Source organism: Gluconobacter roseus (assembly GCF_046058915.1).
Classification (GTDB): Bacteria; Pseudomonadota; Alphaproteobacteria; order Acetobacterales; family Acetobacteraceae; genus Gluconobacter; species Gluconobacter roseus_A.
The window spans coordinates 242,072-260,080 of sequence record NZ_CP175538.1; the positions used below are offsets into that span (position 1 = coordinate 242,072).

An 18,009-nucleotide genomic window follows, 5' to 3' on the forward strand; every position below is an offset into this window, starting at 1 on the left:
TGAAATCCACAGACCCATGAAATCCCTCCTGTCCCTTCGCGAATGTCGCCAGACCTATCTCAAGGAGAGCAGCACGGATCTGGTCGTGCTCGACCATGTCAGTTTCGATGTGCGGACGGGAGAAATTCTGGGCCTTCTCGGGCGCTCCGGCTCGGGAAAATCATCCCTGCTGCGGATCATGGCCGGACTAACGCCGCCAATGTCAGGACAGGTCTTCTGGCAGGGCGCTCCCGTGACCGGGCCGCTTGACGGCGTGGCGACGGTCTTTCAGTCCGGAGCGCTCTTTCCCTGGCTGACCCTGCGGCAGAATGTGGCGCTGGGCCTGGAAATGCGCCGCCTGCCCCGTGCCGAGCGCGAGGCGATGACCGACGCCGCCATCGAAGTCATGGGGCTTGAGGGCTACGAGAACGCCTACCCCAAGGAACTGTCCGAAGCCCTCAGCCAGCGTGTCTCCTTCGCCCGCGCTTTGGCGCTTCAGCCGTCCCTGCTTCTGCTGGATGAGCCCTTCTCGGCGCTGGATGTCCTGAGTGCCGAAAACCTGCGGACCGATCTGATCGAACTGTGGGATGAAAAGCGCCTGCCCCTCAAGGCCATGCTGCTTGCAACGCACGGGATCGAGGAAGCGGTCCTGATGTGCGACCGCATCCTCATTTTCTCGTCCAGCCCCGGCCGCGTGACACATGAAATCGCCGTCCCTTTTCCCCATCCGCGTAACCGTGAAGATGAAGATTTCCGTCGGTTCGTGGACCAGATCTACACCCTCATGACGCGCCGCGCGCCGATCGTATCCGAAGCGGATCCGGTGCAGCCCTCTTTGGCTTCAGGCACGACGCTCCCACCTTTCTCCATCGTTCTGCCTGATCTTGCGGTCGAGGTTCTGGTCGGATTGATGGAAGTTCTGGGAAGCGAACCGCTTTCCGGCCGTGCGGACCTGCCCGAACTGGCGCAGCGGCTGCAGATGACGCTGGACGATCTGCTGCCCTTGGGTGAATCGCTCCAGTTGCTTGATCTCGCTGAACTGGAAGATGGCGACATCCTGCTCACACCCGATGGCAAGGCTTTCGTCGAAGGCGATTCCGATACCCGCAAGGACCTGATGCGCACGGCCCTGCTGCATCACCTTCCCCTGCTACGCTCCATCCGCAGCACGCTGGATGAGCGGTCCAGCCATGTCGTCGATGCCGCGCGGTTCCGCAAGGCCATGGAAGAAAACATGTCCCCGGACTATGCGCGTCAGACCCTCACCACCGCCATCAGCTGGGCACGCTATGCCGAGCTGTTCGACTATGATGAGGAATCCGACCGCTTCCATCTGGAAAACGAGGAATAAGCCAGTTCACCGGCCTCAGGCGCAGGAGACGCGCTTGTCCGCGATGGCCTGCGTGAATGCCTTCCAGTCCGCCTCGCTCTGCTTGGCGTAGAGCACGGCAAACTCGGTAATGGCTCGGGCAAAGGAATGGCCTTTCCCGAGATACCCGGCCAGCATCGCCAGATCCGCAGACCGTCCATGTGCGCGCCCAAGCGTCCGCCCACACAGGGCAGCGTAGTCCGGCAGAAGATTGTCCTGGATTTTCTCACCAATGGCGGCAAGGCGGACGTCCTTGGTCTGACGCACATAGAAGTCCCGGCCGCCTCCGGCCTTGCGCCCCGTCTGCGCAGTCGTCCGTTTCCCCGTAGTGTGCGTCCAGCCCAGGAACGGGTCCGAGGCTGCCTGCATGATGCGCTGCCCCGTTACAACCCGCTCACCATGATTAGGCATGTCCACCGCGCCCTGATAGGGTTCCAGCACTGAGGACTGGGCTTCCTTGATCTGCAGGATCAGCGGTTCGTTGTCAGCCGTAGTAAAAAGCCCAAGGGCACAGAACGTCCCCACGCTGCCGATACCCACCACTTTGAACAGAACGTCCTGAAGGGCATAGCGGTCAAGCACGATCCTGCGTTCCGGCGGAAGCTGGCTGACATAACGGGCGAAAGCCGCGCGGACGAGATCATTCTGCTGCGGCAGACGTGTCACGAAAGGCGGCCGTTCTTTCAGGCGCCGGGCGGATTTCGGATCAATCATCCCGAAATGACTGGAAATCGCCCGAAGCTGGGACTGGAGCTTTTCCGTCATGCCTGTCCGGATGTCGTCATCCTCGATCCGGCTGATGACGTCCCGCACATCCACCCGCTCATTCCAGGCCCGCAGCGGCGGAAGTGCCGCAAGACGTGCAATTTCGCCAACATAACTGCCAACAGCAGAGCTCACGAGCCCCTGACACGCCTTGTCCGACATGGATGCTTCACGACCGGCCAGCACGAGGCTTGTAGCCAGACGCTTGAGATCCCATTCAAAAGTAGCCGGTGCGGTTTCGTCGAAATCGTTGATATCGAAAACGGGAATGCCTTCAGGCGACGGATAGCAGCCGAAATTGGCCAGATGGCAGTCCCCGCAGGACTGAACCTTAAGCCCGGTCTGCGGCGTGAAGGACAGGTCCGAAGCCATCACGGCCGCCGCACCCCGCAGAAACGCGAACGGGGACGCTTTCATGCGCTGGTGCCGGATAGGCAGAAGATCCGCAATCCGGCTCTTTCCCTGTTCAAGCAGGATTTCAACCGGGTCGCGCCGGTTGGCGGGAGGCAGCCAGAGGGCATGGCTGCTACGCTTGACGGTCTTGCGCAGGGCCACACCCGCCTCATAGCGATCCTGACGGGTACGGAGCGGGGGAAATGTTCTGGCTTGGGTCATAATTTGTCACGATAGCGGAGAACGCTGACGCAACAAAGTTTTCCCGATCCTGTGCGTGCTTTAGCCCGGATTTTTCAGACGATCCCGATACAGCTTCCGTGCCTTGGCAACTTTCGGGGCAACAACCGCGGCACAATAGGCCGTCTGCGGATTGCGGGCGAAGTAGTCGTGATGCTTTTCTTCGGCTGGCCAGAAATGGGCTAGTCCTTCGATCGAGGTCACGATCGGGTCAGACCAGATCCCTTCCGCTGCAATTTCGTCACGGACCTTGCGGGCCGTTTCCTGCTGCGCGGCATCCGCGAAAATGACCGACCGGTACTGCGTGCCAACATCATTGCCCTGACGGTTAAGCTGCGTCGGATCATGCGTCGTGAAAAACACGCGAAGCACGTCTTCCAGCCCGATTTCAGCCGGATCAAACACGACTTTCACGACTTCGGCATGGCCCGTCCGGCCGGTGCAGACCTGTTCGTAACTCGGGTTCTCAACGGAGCCACCGGCATAACCCGGTTCCGCCGAGATGATGCCACGCAGACCGGTAAAGACGGCTTCCACGCACCAGAAGCAGCCGCCGCCAAGGAGAATGGACGACAGATTGGGGGACTGGGTCGTCATGATGATGCTCCGTTAAAAGGACAGCCTCCCCATATGGGAAGGCTGATCCAGTTTGACGAGTTGCCGGCCGGAATTACGGCGCCGGCGTCACCGTCGGCAGCCAGATGGCGCTGGCATGGTCGCCACCACGATGAATGGTCTGTGTGGCGACGTGATAGTCCGAAGCCTTGGCGTCGAAGATGTTCGGCACGAAGGTCTGCGGGTTGCGGTCATAGAGCGGGAACCAGCTCGACTGGATCTGGATCATGATCCGGTGGCCCTTCTGGAACACATGGTTCATGGCCGGAAGCGTGAAGCGGTATTCCTGCACCTGCCCTGCCGGAATGGCGGACGGATGCGTGAAGCTCTGCCGGTAACGGCCGCGGAAAATATCCATCGACATCGGCAGCTCATAACCACCCATCTGCGGATTATCCGGCGTCAGACCAGGCTGGACGTCAATGATCTTGACGACCCAGTCCGCATCCGTCCCCGTGGTCGCGGCGAACAGATCCGCCGTCGGAACACCGGAGACCGTAACCGGAGCGTCAAGCACGGGCGTTTCATAGGTCAGCACATCCGGGCGGCTCTCGGCGAACCGCTGGTCGGTCACGAGCCAGGCCTTCCAGCGCGGATCCTCACCCATCATGTACGGACGCTGGACGAAAGGCACCGGATGGGCCGGATCGGAGACATAGCTGTCCGTGCCAGGCAGTGTGCGCTTGAAAGCCAGACCGTGATCCGGCTGCAGATACAGGCGCTCGCCCTTCTGCATGCAGGTCGTGGTGCAGTCGCTCAGCCAGTTGCGGAAGTGATCCCAGTGGTTCTCACCCGTATTATAGATGATGGCTTCATCGAAATGCGGATCAGGCGCGTTCTTCAGATAATGATCGAAGAACGGACGCATGACATTGGCGCGGTACCACAGGGCGGTGTCACCGTTGAAATGCAGCGGGCCAAGCGTGGAGCCATCATAGTTCACACCGCTATGACGCCACGGACCCATGACGAGGATGTTCGGAACCTGCGTGTGATGCGCCTTCAGATTCATCCAGGAATGGATCGCGCCCCACATGTCCTCCTGATCCCACAGCCCCTGCTCCCACATGGTCGGAACCTTGAGCGGCTTTTTCACGATCAACTGGTCGAGCGCCTGATCCTGCCAGAAGGCATCATAGGCCGGATGGGCCTTCATGCGACGCCACCAGGGGAACTGGTCCAGACCGGCCTTCGTCGCGAAATTGCCGGTTGAGACATCGGCAAGGAACGTCGTGTAATCGTCCGCATCCGGGCGGGGAATGGACGCGCCTGAGCCAGCTTCCGTCATCTGGGCGGTGAAGTAATCCAGACCCGGCTGGCGGAACGCGCCATAATGGAACCAGTCATCGCCCATCCAGCCATCGACCATCGGGCTCTCCGGAGAGGCGACCTTCAGGGCAGGATGCGGATCAAGCAGCGCCATGACGACGGTCCAGCCCTCATAGGACGATCCCGTCATGCCCACCTTGCCGTTGCTCTCGGGCAGGTTCTTCACCAGCCAGTCGATCGTGTCCCACGCATCGGTCGTGTCGTCCGTCTTGGTCGGGTTCAGCGGCCCGATCGGCGGCCGCGTCATGACATAGTCGCCCTGTGAACCATACTTGCCGCGAACGTCCTGAAAGACGCGGATATAGCCTTCATCCACGAACACGCCGTCACCCTGCGGGAGGATGGCGCGCATGGTCGAGGCATTGGGCACCCGGTTGGCGCGCTCGCTCGCATGATACGGCGTGCGGGTCAGCAGGATCGGGGCGTTCTTGGCACCTTTGGGGATCACGATGACGGTATGCAGCTTGATCCCGTCACGCATCGGGATCATCACATCGCGCTTGATATAGTCGCGCTGGTCGACCGGCATGTTGACATGGGCGGGAATGTCGCTGCCCGTCTGGATCATGTCAGGTGTGACCGCAGGGCTGGAGGCTGCGGGTTCGGCGGCCTGGGCTGCACACAGGCAGGTCACGGCCAGAGCGGTACCGAGGCTCAGAAAATGACGTCTCACAAAAGGCTCCTGATCTTTGTTGCGAGTTTGGACCGAACGGAGTCTTCGGGGCAAGGGGAGCCGGTGCGGCTTTTCACATCTTTCCCGCACTGGCTTCTGCGCGTCTGATTCGCTATGGATCAGGGCCTTCTCCTGTCATGAAAGTATCTTCCATGCCCGCCTATCGCTCCCGCACCACCACACATGGCCGCAACATGGCTGGCGCACGTGCGCTCTGGCGGGCGACGGGCATGAAAGACGGTGATTTCGGCAAGCCCATTATCGCTATTGCCAATTCCTTCACGCAGTTCGTGCCTGGCCATGTCCATCTGAAGGATATGGGCAGTCTGGTGGCGTCCGCGATCGAGGAAGTCGGCGGAATTGCCAAGGAATTCAACACGATCGCAGTGGATGACGGCATCGCGATGGGCCATGGCGGAATGCTGTACTCCCTGCCCTCGCGCGAGCTGATCGCGGATTCCGTGGAATACATGGTCAACGCGCATTGCGCCGATGCGATCGTCTGCATCAGCAACTGCGACAAGATCACGCCGGGCATGCTGATGGCCTCCATGCGCCTGAACGTCCCGGTTGTGTTCGTCTCCGGTGGCCCGATGGAGGCTGGCAAGGTCAACGGTCCGGGCGTGACGCGCAAGCTGGACCTGATTGATTCCATGGTCGCCGCTGCCAACCCGGACGTGTCCGACAGCGAGTTAGAACAGATCGAGCGCTCCGCCTGCCCCACCTGCGGCTCCTGCTCGGGCATGTTCACCGCCAATTCCATGAACTGCCTGACCGAAGCTCTGGGCCTGTCCCTGCCAGGCAATGGCTCCCTGCTCGCTACCCACAGCGACCGCCGCGAACTGTTCCTGAGCGCCGGGCGCCGGATCGTGGACCTGGCACGCCGCTGGTACGAACAGGACGATGCGTCTGTCCTGCCCCGCAACATCGCCACGCGTGCGGCCTTCGAGAACGCCATGACGCTCGATATCGCCATGGGCGGCTCGACCAATACGGTCCTGCATCTTCTGGCCGCAGCCCGCGAAGGTGAAGTCGATTTCCACATGCACGACATCGACCGCTTGTCGCGCCGTGTGCCGAATTTGTGCAAGGTCGCACCGGCCAAGAACGACGTGCACATGGAAGACGTCCATCGCGCAGGCGGCATCCCCGCTATTCTGGGCGAACTGGATCGCGCCGGCCTGCTCGATACGAGCGTTTCAACCGTTCACGCGCCGACACTGGGCGATGCCCTGAAAAAGTGGGACATCCTCAACGGCGACGAAGAAGCTGCCCATCTGTTCAAGGCTGCTCCCGGCAATGTCCGGACCGTTCATGCCTTCTCCCAGTCCAGCCGTTATCACGAACTGGATCAGGACCGCGAAGCCGGTGTTCTGCGTGACAAGGCGCATGCCTTCTCGCAGGATGGTGGTCTGGCTGTGTTGTATGGCAACCTCGCCGAGGACGGCGCCATCGTCAAAACGGCCGGCGTCGAAGCCAGCATCCTGACCTTCACGGGAACGGCGCGGGTCTTCGAGAGCCAGGACGATGCCGTGGCAGCCATTCTTGGCAATCGCATCGTCGCCGGTGACGTCGTCGTCATCCGCTACGAAGGCCCCAAGGGCGGCCCCGGCATGCAGGAAATGCTGTACCCGACGAGCTATCTGAAGTCGAAAGGCCTCGGCAAAGTCTGCGCCCTGATCACGGATGGCCGCTTCTCAGGCGGAAGCTCGGGCCTGTCCATCGGTCACATGTCCCCCGAGGCGGCCGAAGGCGGTCTGATCGGTCTGGTCGAGGACGGCGATCGCATCGAGATCGACATCCCGAAACGTACCCTGCACCTCGCCGTTTCGGACTCCGACATTGCCGACCGCCGCGAGCGCATGAATGCGCGTGGCGCCAGCGCCTGGAAGCCGAACCGTGAACGCGTGGTCTCAAAAGCCCTTCAGGCCTATGCCGCGATGACCACGAGCGCGGCCCATGGCGCCGTCCGCGATCTGTCGCAGATCATCGTGAAGACGCGGATCTGATTGCAGTCTCAATGGCGTCCTGCAATTCGGCGGACGCCAGCATTTTTGAAGCCTCATGGCCGGTCGCCGGGACGAGCGTAATCGTCCAGCCAAAGGGAACATTCAGCTTTTCAGCCTGTTCCCGCGCCTGCGCATACGCCCACTGCCCCCGTTCAAGACGGTTGCGGCCCTGCTCTGCGGCTGCAGGACTATGATATGTGGCTGATGTCGTTTCGGTATCATCCGCGCCCAGAATAACCGCGATATTTCTTGCAAGATAACGTCTGAGATCTGGAAGACTGGCCGGCTCCGGCCAGTTGCGAAAGCCATAAGGGACGGCTGTGTCCGTCTCGGGCTCGACATAGGTGGAAGGATTCATGATCACGGTCATGCTCTCCTCCCCCGGAGCATAGGCTGCGACACGCTCCAGATACTGCGCCCCGGCAGAATGACCCACCAGAATGATCGGAACCCGCTGCTCGTCCGAAACGCTGCGCGTCCATTGCTCCAGCGGCTTCATATAGGACGCTGCCCGTGAGACAGGATACCCCCCACGCTGATACTGCTGGACCGGAAAACGCGACATGGGAAAATCGGGAGCAAACACCAGACTGCATTCATGTCTGGCAAGCGGAATCGCGTCATCGCGATAGGTCGCGCTGTCACGGTTTTTTCCGGCAAGCACGATCAGGATGGCCCGGATCTGACAGGATGCGGGCCTGAAAACCGCAACATCGAAATGCTCACCGGCAACGGTCACATTTTCAAGGCTGCGGCCTTCGGGCAAAATCCCGGCTTCAGCCGTTCCTGCCATGAGAGCAAGAACGGCGGCGCCGAGGCAGGCAGAAACCTTCAAATCAGGCAAGACGCCCCAGGGCTGCCTTGAGACGGGCCAGATCGCTCTGGAAAGCCACGAGACGTTCACGATTTTCTTCCACGACTTCCGGCTTGGCCCGGGCAACGAAATCCGCATTGTCCAGCTTGCGCGTCACCTTGAGGATCTCCCCTTCAATCCGGGAGGTTTCCTTGGCAAGACGCGCCCGTTCCGCATCAAGGTCGATCAGACCTTCCAGCGGGATGAAAATGGTCGCTTCATCCAGAACAATCTGGGCGGCATTGCGCGGCGTATCCTCGCCGACCACACCAACTTCGGAAACACGCGCCATGCGACCAATGGCCTCAGCCCAGGTCTTTGCACGTTCCAGATTTTCCGGTGCGGCGTCACGCAGCAGAAGCGGCGCCTTCTGTGACGGCGGAATGTTCATTTCCGACCGCACAGTCCGGACTTCGCCAATCAGACGGATTACCCAGTCCAGCTCCGAACGGGCTTCATCCGCGGCAGGAACCGTCATGATTTCCGGCCAGCGGATCTCCTCGAATTTGCCCGGATAGCCAAGCTCCTGCCACAGCGTCGCCGTCACGAACGGAATGACCGGCTGCATCAGCCGCAGGATCAGCCCCAGCACGTGCGCGCTGACAGCCCGCAACTCGGCAGTTTCCTCGTTTTCCGCCGCAAAGACGGGCTTCGAGAATTCCACGAACCAGTCACAGAAACGGCTCCAGACGAACCGGTAGCAGCAATTGGCATATTCATCGAAACGATAGACCGAGAGGGCCCGCCCCGCTTCAGTGATGGCATCATTCGCTTCCGTCAGGATCCACCGCCCAAGCGCGCTCTTGACGCTCGCGGGGTCGAAACCTTTCGTCGGCTTGGCGCCGTTCATTTCAAGGAAACGCGCGGCATTCCACAGCTTCGTGACGAAAGCCCGATGTTCTTCAACACGCTTGCGCCCAAGCTTGATATCCCGTCCCGGCCCCGTGCCCGCACAAATCGCCAGACGTGTCGCATCCGCCCCAAACTCGGCTACAAGATCCAGCGGATCAAGACCGTTGCCCTTGGACTTGGACATTTTCTGCCCCTTCTCGTCCCGGACCAGCCCATGGATCAGGACAGTCCGGAACGGAACATCATCCATGAAGTGCAGACCCATCATCATCATCCGGGCAACCCAGAAGAAAATGATGTCAAAACCCGTAACCAGCACGCTGGTCGGATAATAACGGGCCAACTCTTCCGTTTTGTCAGGCCAGCCAAGCGTCGTGAAGGGCCACAGGGCCGAACTGAACCATGTGTCCAGAACATCCTCATCCTGCATGAGGCTTACACCCTCGCCTGCCTGAGCCTGAGCATCCTGTTCATTTTCCGCGACATAGACCTTGCCGTCCGCCCCATACCAGGCCGGGATCCGGTGTCCCCACCAGAGCTGCCGGCTGATGCACCAGGGCTGGATATCGCGCATCCAGGCATGGAACGTGTTTTCCCACTGCCGCGGCTCAAAAGCGATCTTTCCGCTTTCGACCGCCTCTACGGCGGGGCCCGATAGGGTTTTGGCGTCGCAATACCACTGCAGCGTCAGACGCGGCTCAACGATTGCACCGCCACGCTCCGCATGTGGCACCTGAAGCTTGTGCGGCTCGATCTTCTCCAGCCATTCCAGACGCTCAAGCTCGGCAACAACCTGCTTGCGGCCTTCTTCGCGGCTCAGCCCATTCAGGGATTCGACGAACGCAACCGAAGCCAGTCCTTCAACATCGCGCAGTTCAGGACGGATTTCCTCGATCCACAGGCAGGCTGTTTCATCAAGAACAGTCGGAGCCGGCATGTCATGACGTTTGCCGACTTCAAAGTCATTGAAGTCATGTGCTGGAGTAATCTTGACGGCGCCTGTGCCCTTTTCCGGATCGGAATGCAGATCGGCAACAACGGGAATGCGACGTCCCGTGAGCGGCAGGATCACGGTCTTGCCGATCATGTCAGCATATCGTTCATCCTCGGGATGAACAGCCACCGCAACATCACCCAGCATGGTTTCCGGACGTGTTGTGGCCACCGTGATGGTCCGGCCGTCTTCCAGCGGATAGCGGATGTACCACATGGACCCCTTGGTCTCGTGGTTTTCCACTTCCAGGTCCGAAATGGCCGAACGGAACTTCGGGTCCCAGTTCACCAGCCGCCGGTCGCGATAAATCAGACCTTCTTTGTAAAGGGTAACGAAAACCTTCCGGACAGCACGGGACAATCCGTCGTCCATCGTAAACCGCTCACGCTCCCAGTCTGCCGAGGCGCCGAGCTTGCGGAGCTGCTTGACGATCGTGCCGCCGTATTCCTGCTTCCAGTCCCAGACGCGCTCGAGAAACCCTTCGCGCCCCAGAGCGGTTCTGCTGGTGCCTTCTTTGTCGAGAGCACGCTCGACGACCATCTGCGTGGCGATGCCCGCGTGATCCGTTCCGGGCTGCCAGAGGACATTGTATCCTTCCTGACGTTTCCAGCGAATCAGCATGTCCTGAAGGACAAAATTCAGGGAATGGCCGAGATGCAGCGTGCCAGTGACGTTCGGCGGCGGGAACATGATCGAAAAAGGCTCACCCGGCTGATCGGGGTGAGCCCGGAAAGCGCCGCTTTTCTCCCACGCGTCGTAGAGGGCATTTTCGTGATCGGCGGGGACGAAGCTTTTTTCGAGCATGGTTATCCAGGACAGTCAGTACAGCAGGTGGAAGGACGTGCTTCCACCGCCCTTCTTACTCTCGCGGACGCAGACGGGCAATTTCCGCACGGACAAGAATTTCAACCAGCGACGGAAGATGGGCATCCAGCCATGTGCGCACCATGCTCCGGACTTCGCTACGGACCATATCTTCAATGGTCAGGCCGCTGCTGCGGCTGATGACCGTATCAGACGCGAGAGGTGTCGTTCCACTGAACGCTGTGTGCAGTTCGTCCAGCGAGCGTTCCGCGGCTGCCACCGTCTGCGCATTCATGAGGTCATCTTTACTCTCCTCGGTTTCGGCTGGAGTGGAGGTGGCAGACGATACCGGCGCCGTCGTTTCAGCATCTTTGGACGGTACAGGAGGTGTGACCATCATGGAGCTATCCAGTGTCAGTTCGTCTTCCTGGGATGACATGTTTGGTGTTTCCTCGGTTGCTTGATGCTGGGATGCGGCAGGGTCATCGTGAAGAACGCGCCTGATTGAACTCAGGACATCTGTCACTGCTGTATCGTCTTGGTGATCAGGCTGAACCAAATCAGAGGAAGTCATGGCGTTTCGATATTCCGTTTTACTGAAAAGATTTATCGGCCGGGCTGGTTGATTGCATAGTCGCTCATGCCCCAGAGCTTGTTCTTAACCGCATTATAATAAGCTTTTTCGTCATAAAGCGGCACACCGAGTTTGAGATCGACTGCCGTGAGACGCCCAATAGCTGCAGCAACAGCATAGGAAGATGTAACCAAGTTCGAGAGATGCTGAACAAGCATCCGCTGTGACTGCAGCAGGGTCTGCTGCTGCTGAAGAACTGCAAGTGTCGTACTTGTGCCTACGAGAGCCTGCCGCTCGACACCATCCAGCGCAATCACATTGGCAGAGATAGCCATCCGGTCACTGGAAATGGACTGCCTAAACGAAACCATCTGCTGCCAGTTAGATGCCGCCTTCTGCATGGCCGTTCTGCGCTGGACATCGACTTCACGATGCGCGGCCTGGGCATCCTGTCGGGCACCCCGGATCGACGCATATTCCGTTCCCCCTTGATACAGCGGAACAGAAAATTCGATCTCACCATATTTATTATCCTGCAGTGAGTTGCCGTAAGCCTGATTGACCGCACGCTGATAATTCAGACTTGCAGAAACTTTGGGCATGATCTGGGAAATCTGGACTGAAATGTTGTCCTTGCGCTGTGCTTCAAGGAAAAGCGCATTGACGACTTTTGGGTTGTTCTGAACCGCAATTGCCACAGCTTCCTGTTCGCTGTGTACAGGAAGGTTGAGAGGTTGAGGAGCCTCAAGATTAGGTGCTGCTGCAATCCCGACAGCCTGGAGATAGGTTGCTTGGGCGCTCTGAAGTGTTCCTTCGGCCTGCTGACGCTCGGCTGTGGCACTGGCAAGAGCAGCCTGTGCCTGCGCTACATCGGTACGGGTAATTTCGCCGACATGGAACCGTTCTTGGGTCGCTTCAACCTGTTGCTGCAAAACATGTTCATTATTGATTGCAATCTGTAGCAACTGCTCGTCTTCGATAATTCCGACATAAGCGTTGACGACGTTAGTGAAAACATCCTGTTCTGTCTGGATCAGATTGGCACGCTCAGCCATGATCTGATTGGTTGCAGCATGAACACTCGCTACGGTCTTTCCGCCTTGGTAGAGCGGCTGCGTGATGGTAACGCCACCATTATAACCAGGTGTCTGATAGCGGCGAGAACTGCCAAGATACCCCCCTTTGGAAGCATAATTGGTGCTGCCATCATAATAGGTCAGATTCATGGTGGTCTGGACGGTCGGCCGCCAGCCGGCAAGAGCAGTAGGAAGCTGCTCATCAGTTGCCCGCAAATGAGCCCGGCCTTCGCGAAGAGTTGGGTTGGTCAGGTATGCGGTCTGAAGCGCTTCCTGCAGCGTGTGCGGAATGAAATTTGGTGAGCCGCTGCCGTCATATTTCTGGGCAAGAGCAGTTCCGCTCAGGAAAAACGATAGAAGACCCAGCCCAAATGGGACCGTCAGTTTTACCGCACCGTTGCATCCTGAAGTCATTAGATTTCCTGCTCTTTAAGTATGCATCATATCACAGCATTATGTGAATCAGTCCTTAATAGCCTGTCGCAAGACAGAATAAAAATCCTTCTGCAGATCAATTATCGGTCTTGACCCGTCGGGCTTCAGAGGTGATATAGCCCCTGTCTCCATCGAGGTCCGGTGGCAGAATGGTGATGTAGCGGACTGCAAATCCGCGTATGTGGGTTCGATTCCCGCCCGGACCTCCAGAGATTTTCAGCCTACAGAAAATAGCTTTTGCTATTCTGCTTTGCAGTCTCAAGTACCGCAATGTCAGCGTTTTTCCGACTGTTTTTGATCGACTGAGCGCATATATCGCTCCTACTCCGATTAAAGTGCCGCATACACTGCTTTCATGAGCTTTTTGGTCGTTTCCATGCACAAAATTTATGCCCATGAAGGGACTAGACGCAATCCTGCAGCTAGCGTGTAGCCTTTCCAAATTGCTACATGAATTGAAGAGTGCTCTCTCCTAGATGTGACCTATAGAAGGTGGGTCCTTACGTCTGACAACGCAGCGAGCGCCAAACCTTTCTTTAAGAATTGGAACCATCAGACGAGTATCCAACTATGCTACCTGATGGCGATCACGCTATCCTTGGTACCAGAGGGTACCAACCTTCACGACATCCACACGCTGCTGCCACGTCTGAAACAGAAATCTAAGAGCCGTTCTGGATCCACTATCCCAAAGATCAATGCATTTGGAAAACCAAGCGCTTCACCTCAATCCCTGTTCTGTCCTTCTAGGGCTTTTTTAAGCGTTGCGTCTTCCGTACAGGATCCATCTAGGCTCAGGACTGATAGCCAGAAGATGATGGTTGCAGCGAGGCAGATTGCCGAGAAGAATACGGTGGGACATCTGTCATAGCGTGTTGCGACCCGTCTCCAGTCCTTGAGCCTGTCGAACATGATCTCGATACGGTTGTGTCTTTTGCATTTCCGCTTGTCATATTTTATGGGTTTCCGTCCCGGAATGCAGGGTTTGATCCCTTTCTCCTCTAGGGCATCCCTGAACCAGTCAGCATCATAGCCTCGGTCTGCCAGCATCCATTCATCTGGTGGGAGACCGTCCAGAAGGGCAGCCACACCGGTGTCATCACTGATCTGTCCTGCTATCATGAAGAAGTCGAGCGGACGTCCGATCCGGTCGGTGACGGCATGCAGCTTCGTATTCATCCCGCCTTTGGTGCGCCCGATCAGATGACCTGGAGCCCTTTTTTAACCGCAGGCTAGAAGCTGTGCGAAGTGCTTTGAGATAGGCCGCATCAATCATGATCGTCTGAGGCTCTGCCTTGCCGAGAGGGTCTTGTGTGGACCGTATTCCCGGAATGCATCATGCCAATGCGGACCATTTCTGTTCACGAAAATGATCCCACTCAACACACGACGGTCATCAACGCGAGGTTTGCCATGGCTCTTCGGGAAAAAGGGCCGCAGACGCTCCATCTGCCATCTCCAGTCTCCTCAAGGAGCCTAAGTCACATCCGGACACTCATATCAATAAATCCTGAGGGTAGATCAAATCCTGTTCTGTGGTGAGGTGCCAGTATAGGCAACAGATTTTGATGCTGATCTCGAAGGCTCAGTCGGCAAAGGCGAAATCCTGATCTTTGAGAACTGTGACGGCAAAAGCGGCATTATAGATATGTGGTTCGGGGATCGACGATCTGGTTCTAAGATTAAAAGAAGGATGAGAGCGTGGTGGTAGGCTCCAATCCTCTATGATCGCCGATACTCAAGCATAGAATCTCATCCTTGTGAGTGCCCGTTACCTGGAGGGATCGAAGAACCGTTGGTTGATGCGCCTGGCTCGTGATTTCAGGCTTTTGGCGATTTGATTGACGGTTTTTGGGGGAGCTTTTGATCTGCGTTTTGAGCAGATCGGGGACTGCTCTCCCGCTGGATGACTATGCGCTCGCGTTCAATCTTTCGAGGAAGAGGAAGCGGCGCATGTTGTAGACGATATTGGCCAGCCCGATCCTCATGGTGGCCCGGGTGATACCGACAGTTCGGATGAACAATCCCGTCTGTGATTTCTGGTCGGCAAAGACGTGCTCGACGCGCGATCGGATCACGGACTTTCCAGCATTCGATTTCTGGATATGTCGGGGCATAGGCTTGAGATGCGGCTTTTTTCTGTGAACCTTTGAGACAAAACCCTCTTTGTCCATGAAGTCCTCATTCGCTTTCGAGCGATAAGCTGTATCAGCCCAAACGCTTGAGGCCGTATTGGTTTTATCTAACAGCCCCTCTCTCAATCGCGCACCATCACTGGCGGCGGCATCCGTCGTCTTCCATTTTCGGATGAACCGAAACTTCCGGTCGATGGAGACGTGGGATTTGTAGCCAAAGAACGGGATGGCGAGATCGCTCGACGGTATGGTTCCATCGTCCTGCCGCTTCGCCTTCGTGAACTTCAGTGTCCATCGTGCATGACGATCCTTATGCGACATCTTTGCGGGCTTGTCCTGCCAGTCTTCGGGAATACGTCCTGCCCGGAGATCCGCTTTCTCAGCCTTCGTATTGCGCTGCTTTGGAGCAGCCACCAGTGTGGCATCCAGGATCTGGCCGGACATCGGTAAATACCCGGCGTTCCGCAGGGTCGCGTCAAATCGGTCAAACAGCCTTTCAATGGCACCCGCCTGGGTCAGGCGTTCACGAAACAGCCAGACCGTTTTGGCATCCGGCACACGATCCGACAGCCCCAGACCAAGGAAACGCATAAAGGAGAGGCGGTCGTTGATCAGATACTCTGTCCGTTCATCAGACAAATTGTTCAACGTCTGGATGACCAGAATTTTGAACATCAGCACCGGATCAAACGGCGGACGTCCGCCTTTACTTCCGTCTGAATAGGCCAGAGCCAGCTCCAGATCAGGACGGAACACCTCAAAATCCACAGTCCGGGAAAAGGCCTCCAGCTGATCGCCAAGCCCGCTCAGCCGAGCAAGCTGCTCTTCAACATCAAAGAAACCAGGCTGCTTCATCTTCCACCATCCCCAATCAACGCCGAAGAAATGGAATCACACAGAACAGCTCAGAGCCAAGGGTTTTTCGAACCCTCCACGTTGCCCGAACTTCTGATACGACGGAGAGCAGCCTGTTGCCGGACAGTTTTCATGACTGGCTGACCCAGAGCACCATGACGGGTGACTGGGCCGGGTGGAGGACATGGCTGACGAAAAAGGGCGTCAATATCAGCGGACATTATTTTCAGGATAGTGCGGGAAATCCGATGGGGGGGGCATCGAAAAATGTCCGCTACGCACATGAAGTCGGCGTCAATGTGGATTTCGATCTCAAGAAGCTGACGGGATTTTCGATCGGTCTGTTCCATCTCACCGTAACATCACGAGCGGGTCTTGGTCTGGGCGCAAAGCTGCCAGCTCTCGATAGTCCGCAGGAGATTTATGGTTCTCCGACCGTACGCCTGTCACTCCTGTCCTGGGAAATGCCCTGGAACCGGTATGTGACTACGGATGTGGGCGAGATGAACGCCGAAACCGATTTTGAATCATGGTCCATGTACTGGGGGATGAATAATTATTGCCAATTCGAAAGTAATGCGATCTGCGGCATGCCACAGTCGATCGCGTTCAACTCCGGATACAGTTACTACCCGACAGCGCACCCGGGGGCATGGGTCAAATTCTATCCGGCCGGAAATGACCATTATTCGATCCAGTTCGGGGCGTATTCCGTAGACCCCACGATCGGCAATACGCATAACGGCTGGAAAATGAACCTGCATGGTGCAACGGGCACATTTCTCCCGTTCCAACTGGTCTGGCATCAGGGCGGGAAGGACGATTACAGCGGGCCACTCCAGACCAATGTAAAAGTCGGCGGATACTGGGATTCATCCCAGGTCAATAACGTCTAGGGCCTGTTAGGGCTTGATCCAGTCTGCTGCGGCAGCGATGTGGATGACCGCGAGGAACGACGTTGCTGTTTTTTCATATCTGGTTGCGACAGCGCGCCACTCCTTGAGGCGAGCCCAGAGGTTCTCGACAAGATGTCGACACCGATAGGCCCATTTTGGGCAGGCGACCGGGCCATCGCGTCGTTTCGCAGGAATGGCGGGCCGGGCTCCCATGTCCCATATCCGTTCACGAAAGGCATTTGACGCATAGCCCTTGTCCGCCACTACCCACAGGGGAATGGCGGGAAGGTTGTCGAGCATGGCTGGTGCCAGGGGCAGTTCATGAGCCTGTCCGGGGGCCAGCGCAAAACCGAAGGCTTTTCCATGTCCATCAGCGATCACGCAGACTTTCGTGCCATAGCCGCCGCGAGAGCGGCCAAGTGCTTCACGATGGTCCCGCTCTTCGAAAGAGGCCCCTTTTTTGGGCTCCCGCCGCCTTGTGGTGAGCCCTGATGTTCGTACCATCCAGAAAAGTCATTCCGAACGCCACTCCCTGTTGTTCCTGAACCAGTTCGAGCAGGCGTTCCCATACGCCGAGCTTCGCCCAGCGGATGAAAAGCTGCGCAGCCCGCCACCACGGACCCAGTTCAGCGGGGATGCTCCGCCATTTCGCGCCATTCTCATGACGCCAGAAAATCGCTGCTATCGTCCGCCGCAGATCATGTGGCGGCGTCTTGCCCCTCGGGCGAACCTCCTCAATCAGAGGTTCCCAGATCGCCCATGTCTCGTCCGTAAAGGTGCCTGTTCTGTCTCCTTCTTCCATCCCTACAATATGGGAAGAAATTCAAGATCTAACAGGCCCTAAACTCATGCGTATCGAACATATATATGCTTTATGGTGTCACTGTGTTGCGAGAGGGAAGTATTAATCGGTAGTTGCAGTAAGGCTGTGATGGTGAATATGTAAAAGAAAATCAATTCTGACTGCTCTTTCTGGATGAGACACTATTTTAATGCGATATCCAAGGCGGGCGAAATCTGCCGAGAGGGCGAATGCGATATTCATGCTTTAATCGCCGCGGCGGAGAATCAAGCTGTGGATTTTCAGTATTCACCGTTAGGCCATCATCATGTGGCTTGAGGTCGCGGTTGTCTGAAGGGAGAGCTGGCTTTGTGGTGTGCTC

General features: G+C 57.6%; 12 protein-coding genes, 1 tRNA gene and 1 pseudogene. 4 read left to right on the plus strand and 10 right to left on the minus strand.

Translation table 11 applies throughout. The features are described from left to right. The first annotated feature begins 16 nt into the window (after positions 1-16). Positions 17-1,330 carry an AAA-associated domain-containing protein gene (locus ACJ2A4_RS01160; RefSeq protein WP_408873280.1) on the plus strand — a complete coding sequence of 438 codons (1,314 nt, stop codon included), beginning with the start codon at positions 17-19 and terminating at the stop codon, positions 1,328-1,330. A gap of 15 nt (positions 1,331-1,345) precedes the next feature. Here the strand turns inward: ACJ2A4_RS01160 and ACJ2A4_RS01165 are convergent, their stop codons facing one another. The 3 genes from ACJ2A4_RS01165 to ACJ2A4_RS01175 all read right to left on the minus strand — a co-directional run bounded on the left by ACJ2A4_RS01165 (position 1,346) and on the right by ACJ2A4_RS01175 (position 5,363). Beyond that, the gene (locus tag ACJ2A4_RS01165; protein ID WP_408873281.1) at positions 1,346-2,728 is read right to left on the minus strand and encodes a DUF2252 domain-containing protein; all 1,383 of its coding nucleotides are present in this window, start codon (positions 2,726-2,728) and stop codon (positions 1,346-1,348) included. Between the two features lie 60 nt (positions 2,729-2,788). Then, a complete protein-coding gene (gene msrA, locus ACJ2A4_RS01170; protein WP_408873282.1) occupies positions 2,789-3,343 on the minus strand; it encodes a peptide-methionine (S)-S-oxide reductase MsrA in 555 nt (184 codons plus the stop codon). A gap of 73 nt (positions 3,344-3,416) precedes the next feature. Next, positions 3,417-5,363 (minus strand): CocE/NonD family hydrolase, encoded by a 1,947-nt coding sequence (locus tag ACJ2A4_RS01175; RefSeq protein ID WP_408873283.1) that lies wholly within the window; start codon positions 5,361-5,363, stop codon positions 3,417-3,419. Positions 5,364-5,515: 152 nt separating this feature from the next. On the opposite strand from ACJ2A4_RS01175, the gene ilvD reads away from it, so the two are divergent. Further along, positions 5,516-7,372 (plus strand): dihydroxy-acid dehydratase, encoded by a 1,857-nt coding sequence (gene ilvD / locus ACJ2A4_RS01180; RefSeq protein ID WP_408874065.1) that lies wholly within the window; start codon positions 5,516-5,518, stop codon positions 7,370-7,372. Here ilvD and ACJ2A4_RS01185 read toward each other — a convergent pair. The 4 genes from ACJ2A4_RS01185 to ACJ2A4_RS01200 form a co-directional block, all read right to left on the minus strand. Then, positions 7,350-8,216: a hypothetical protein gene (locus ACJ2A4_RS01185; RefSeq protein ID WP_408873284.1), complete on the minus strand. Its 867-nt coding sequence runs from the start codon at positions 8,214-8,216 to the stop codon at positions 7,350-7,352. The genes ilvD and ACJ2A4_RS01185 overlap by 23 nt on opposite strands. Beyond that, positions 8,209-10,875 carry a valine--tRNA ligase gene (locus tag ACJ2A4_RS01190; protein WP_408873285.1) on the minus strand — a complete coding sequence of 889 codons (2,667 nt, stop codon included), beginning with the start codon at positions 10,873-10,875 and terminating at the stop codon, positions 8,209-8,211. Before ACJ2A4_RS01190 ends, ACJ2A4_RS01185 begins: the two co-directional genes overlap by 8 nt. Before the next feature lie 55 nt (positions 10,876-10,930). Next, the gene (locus ACJ2A4_RS01195; protein ID WP_408873286.1) at positions 10,931-11,314 is read right to left on the minus strand and encodes a DUF2497 domain-containing protein; all 384 of its coding nucleotides are present in this window, start codon (positions 11,312-11,314) and stop codon (positions 10,931-10,933) included. 167 nt (positions 11,315-11,481) lie between these two features. Then, positions 11,482-12,939, minus strand: a complete 1,458-nt coding sequence (locus ACJ2A4_RS01200; RefSeq protein WP_408873287.1) for a TolC family outer membrane protein — start codon at positions 12,937-12,939, stop codon at positions 11,482-11,484. Positions 12,940-13,095: 156 nt separating this feature from the next. On the opposite strand from ACJ2A4_RS01200, the gene ACJ2A4_RS01205 reads away from it, so the two are divergent. Further along, positions 13,096-13,169 (plus strand) — tRNA-Cys (locus ACJ2A4_RS01205). Between the two features lie 517 nt (positions 13,170-13,686). Here the strand turns inward: ACJ2A4_RS01205 and ACJ2A4_RS01210 are convergent. Both ACJ2A4_RS01210 and ACJ2A4_RS01215 read right to left on the minus strand, forming a co-directional pair. Beyond that, positions 13,687-14,409, minus strand: a pseudogene (locus ACJ2A4_RS01210) (IS5 family transposase). A gap of 461 nt (positions 14,410-14,870) precedes the next feature. Then, the gene (locus ACJ2A4_RS01215; protein WP_408873288.1) at positions 14,871-15,950 is read right to left on the minus strand and encodes an IS5 family transposase; all 1,080 of its coding nucleotides are present in this window, start codon (positions 15,948-15,950) and stop codon (positions 14,871-14,873) included. Positions 15,951-16,066: 116 nt separating this feature from the next. Between ACJ2A4_RS01215 and ACJ2A4_RS01220 the strand changes: the two genes are divergently transcribed. Further along, the gene (locus ACJ2A4_RS01220; protein ID WP_408873289.1) at positions 16,067-16,846 is read left to right on the plus strand and encodes a carbohydrate porin; all 780 of its coding nucleotides are present in this window, start codon (positions 16,067-16,069) and stop codon (positions 16,844-16,846) included. A 6-nt stretch (positions 16,847-16,852) separates the two neighbouring features. On the opposite strand, the gene ACJ2A4_RS01225 is transcribed toward ACJ2A4_RS01220, so the two are convergent. Then, positions 16,853-17,648 (minus strand): IS5 family transposase gene (locus ACJ2A4_RS01225; RefSeq protein ID WP_408873290.1). Its coding sequence is split into 2 segments (ribosomal slippage): positions 16,853-17,309 and positions 17,308-17,648, totalling 798 coding nucleotides; the frame shifts between segments, so codons are not numbered across the junction. Between the last annotated feature and the right edge of the window lie 361 nt (positions 17,649-18,009).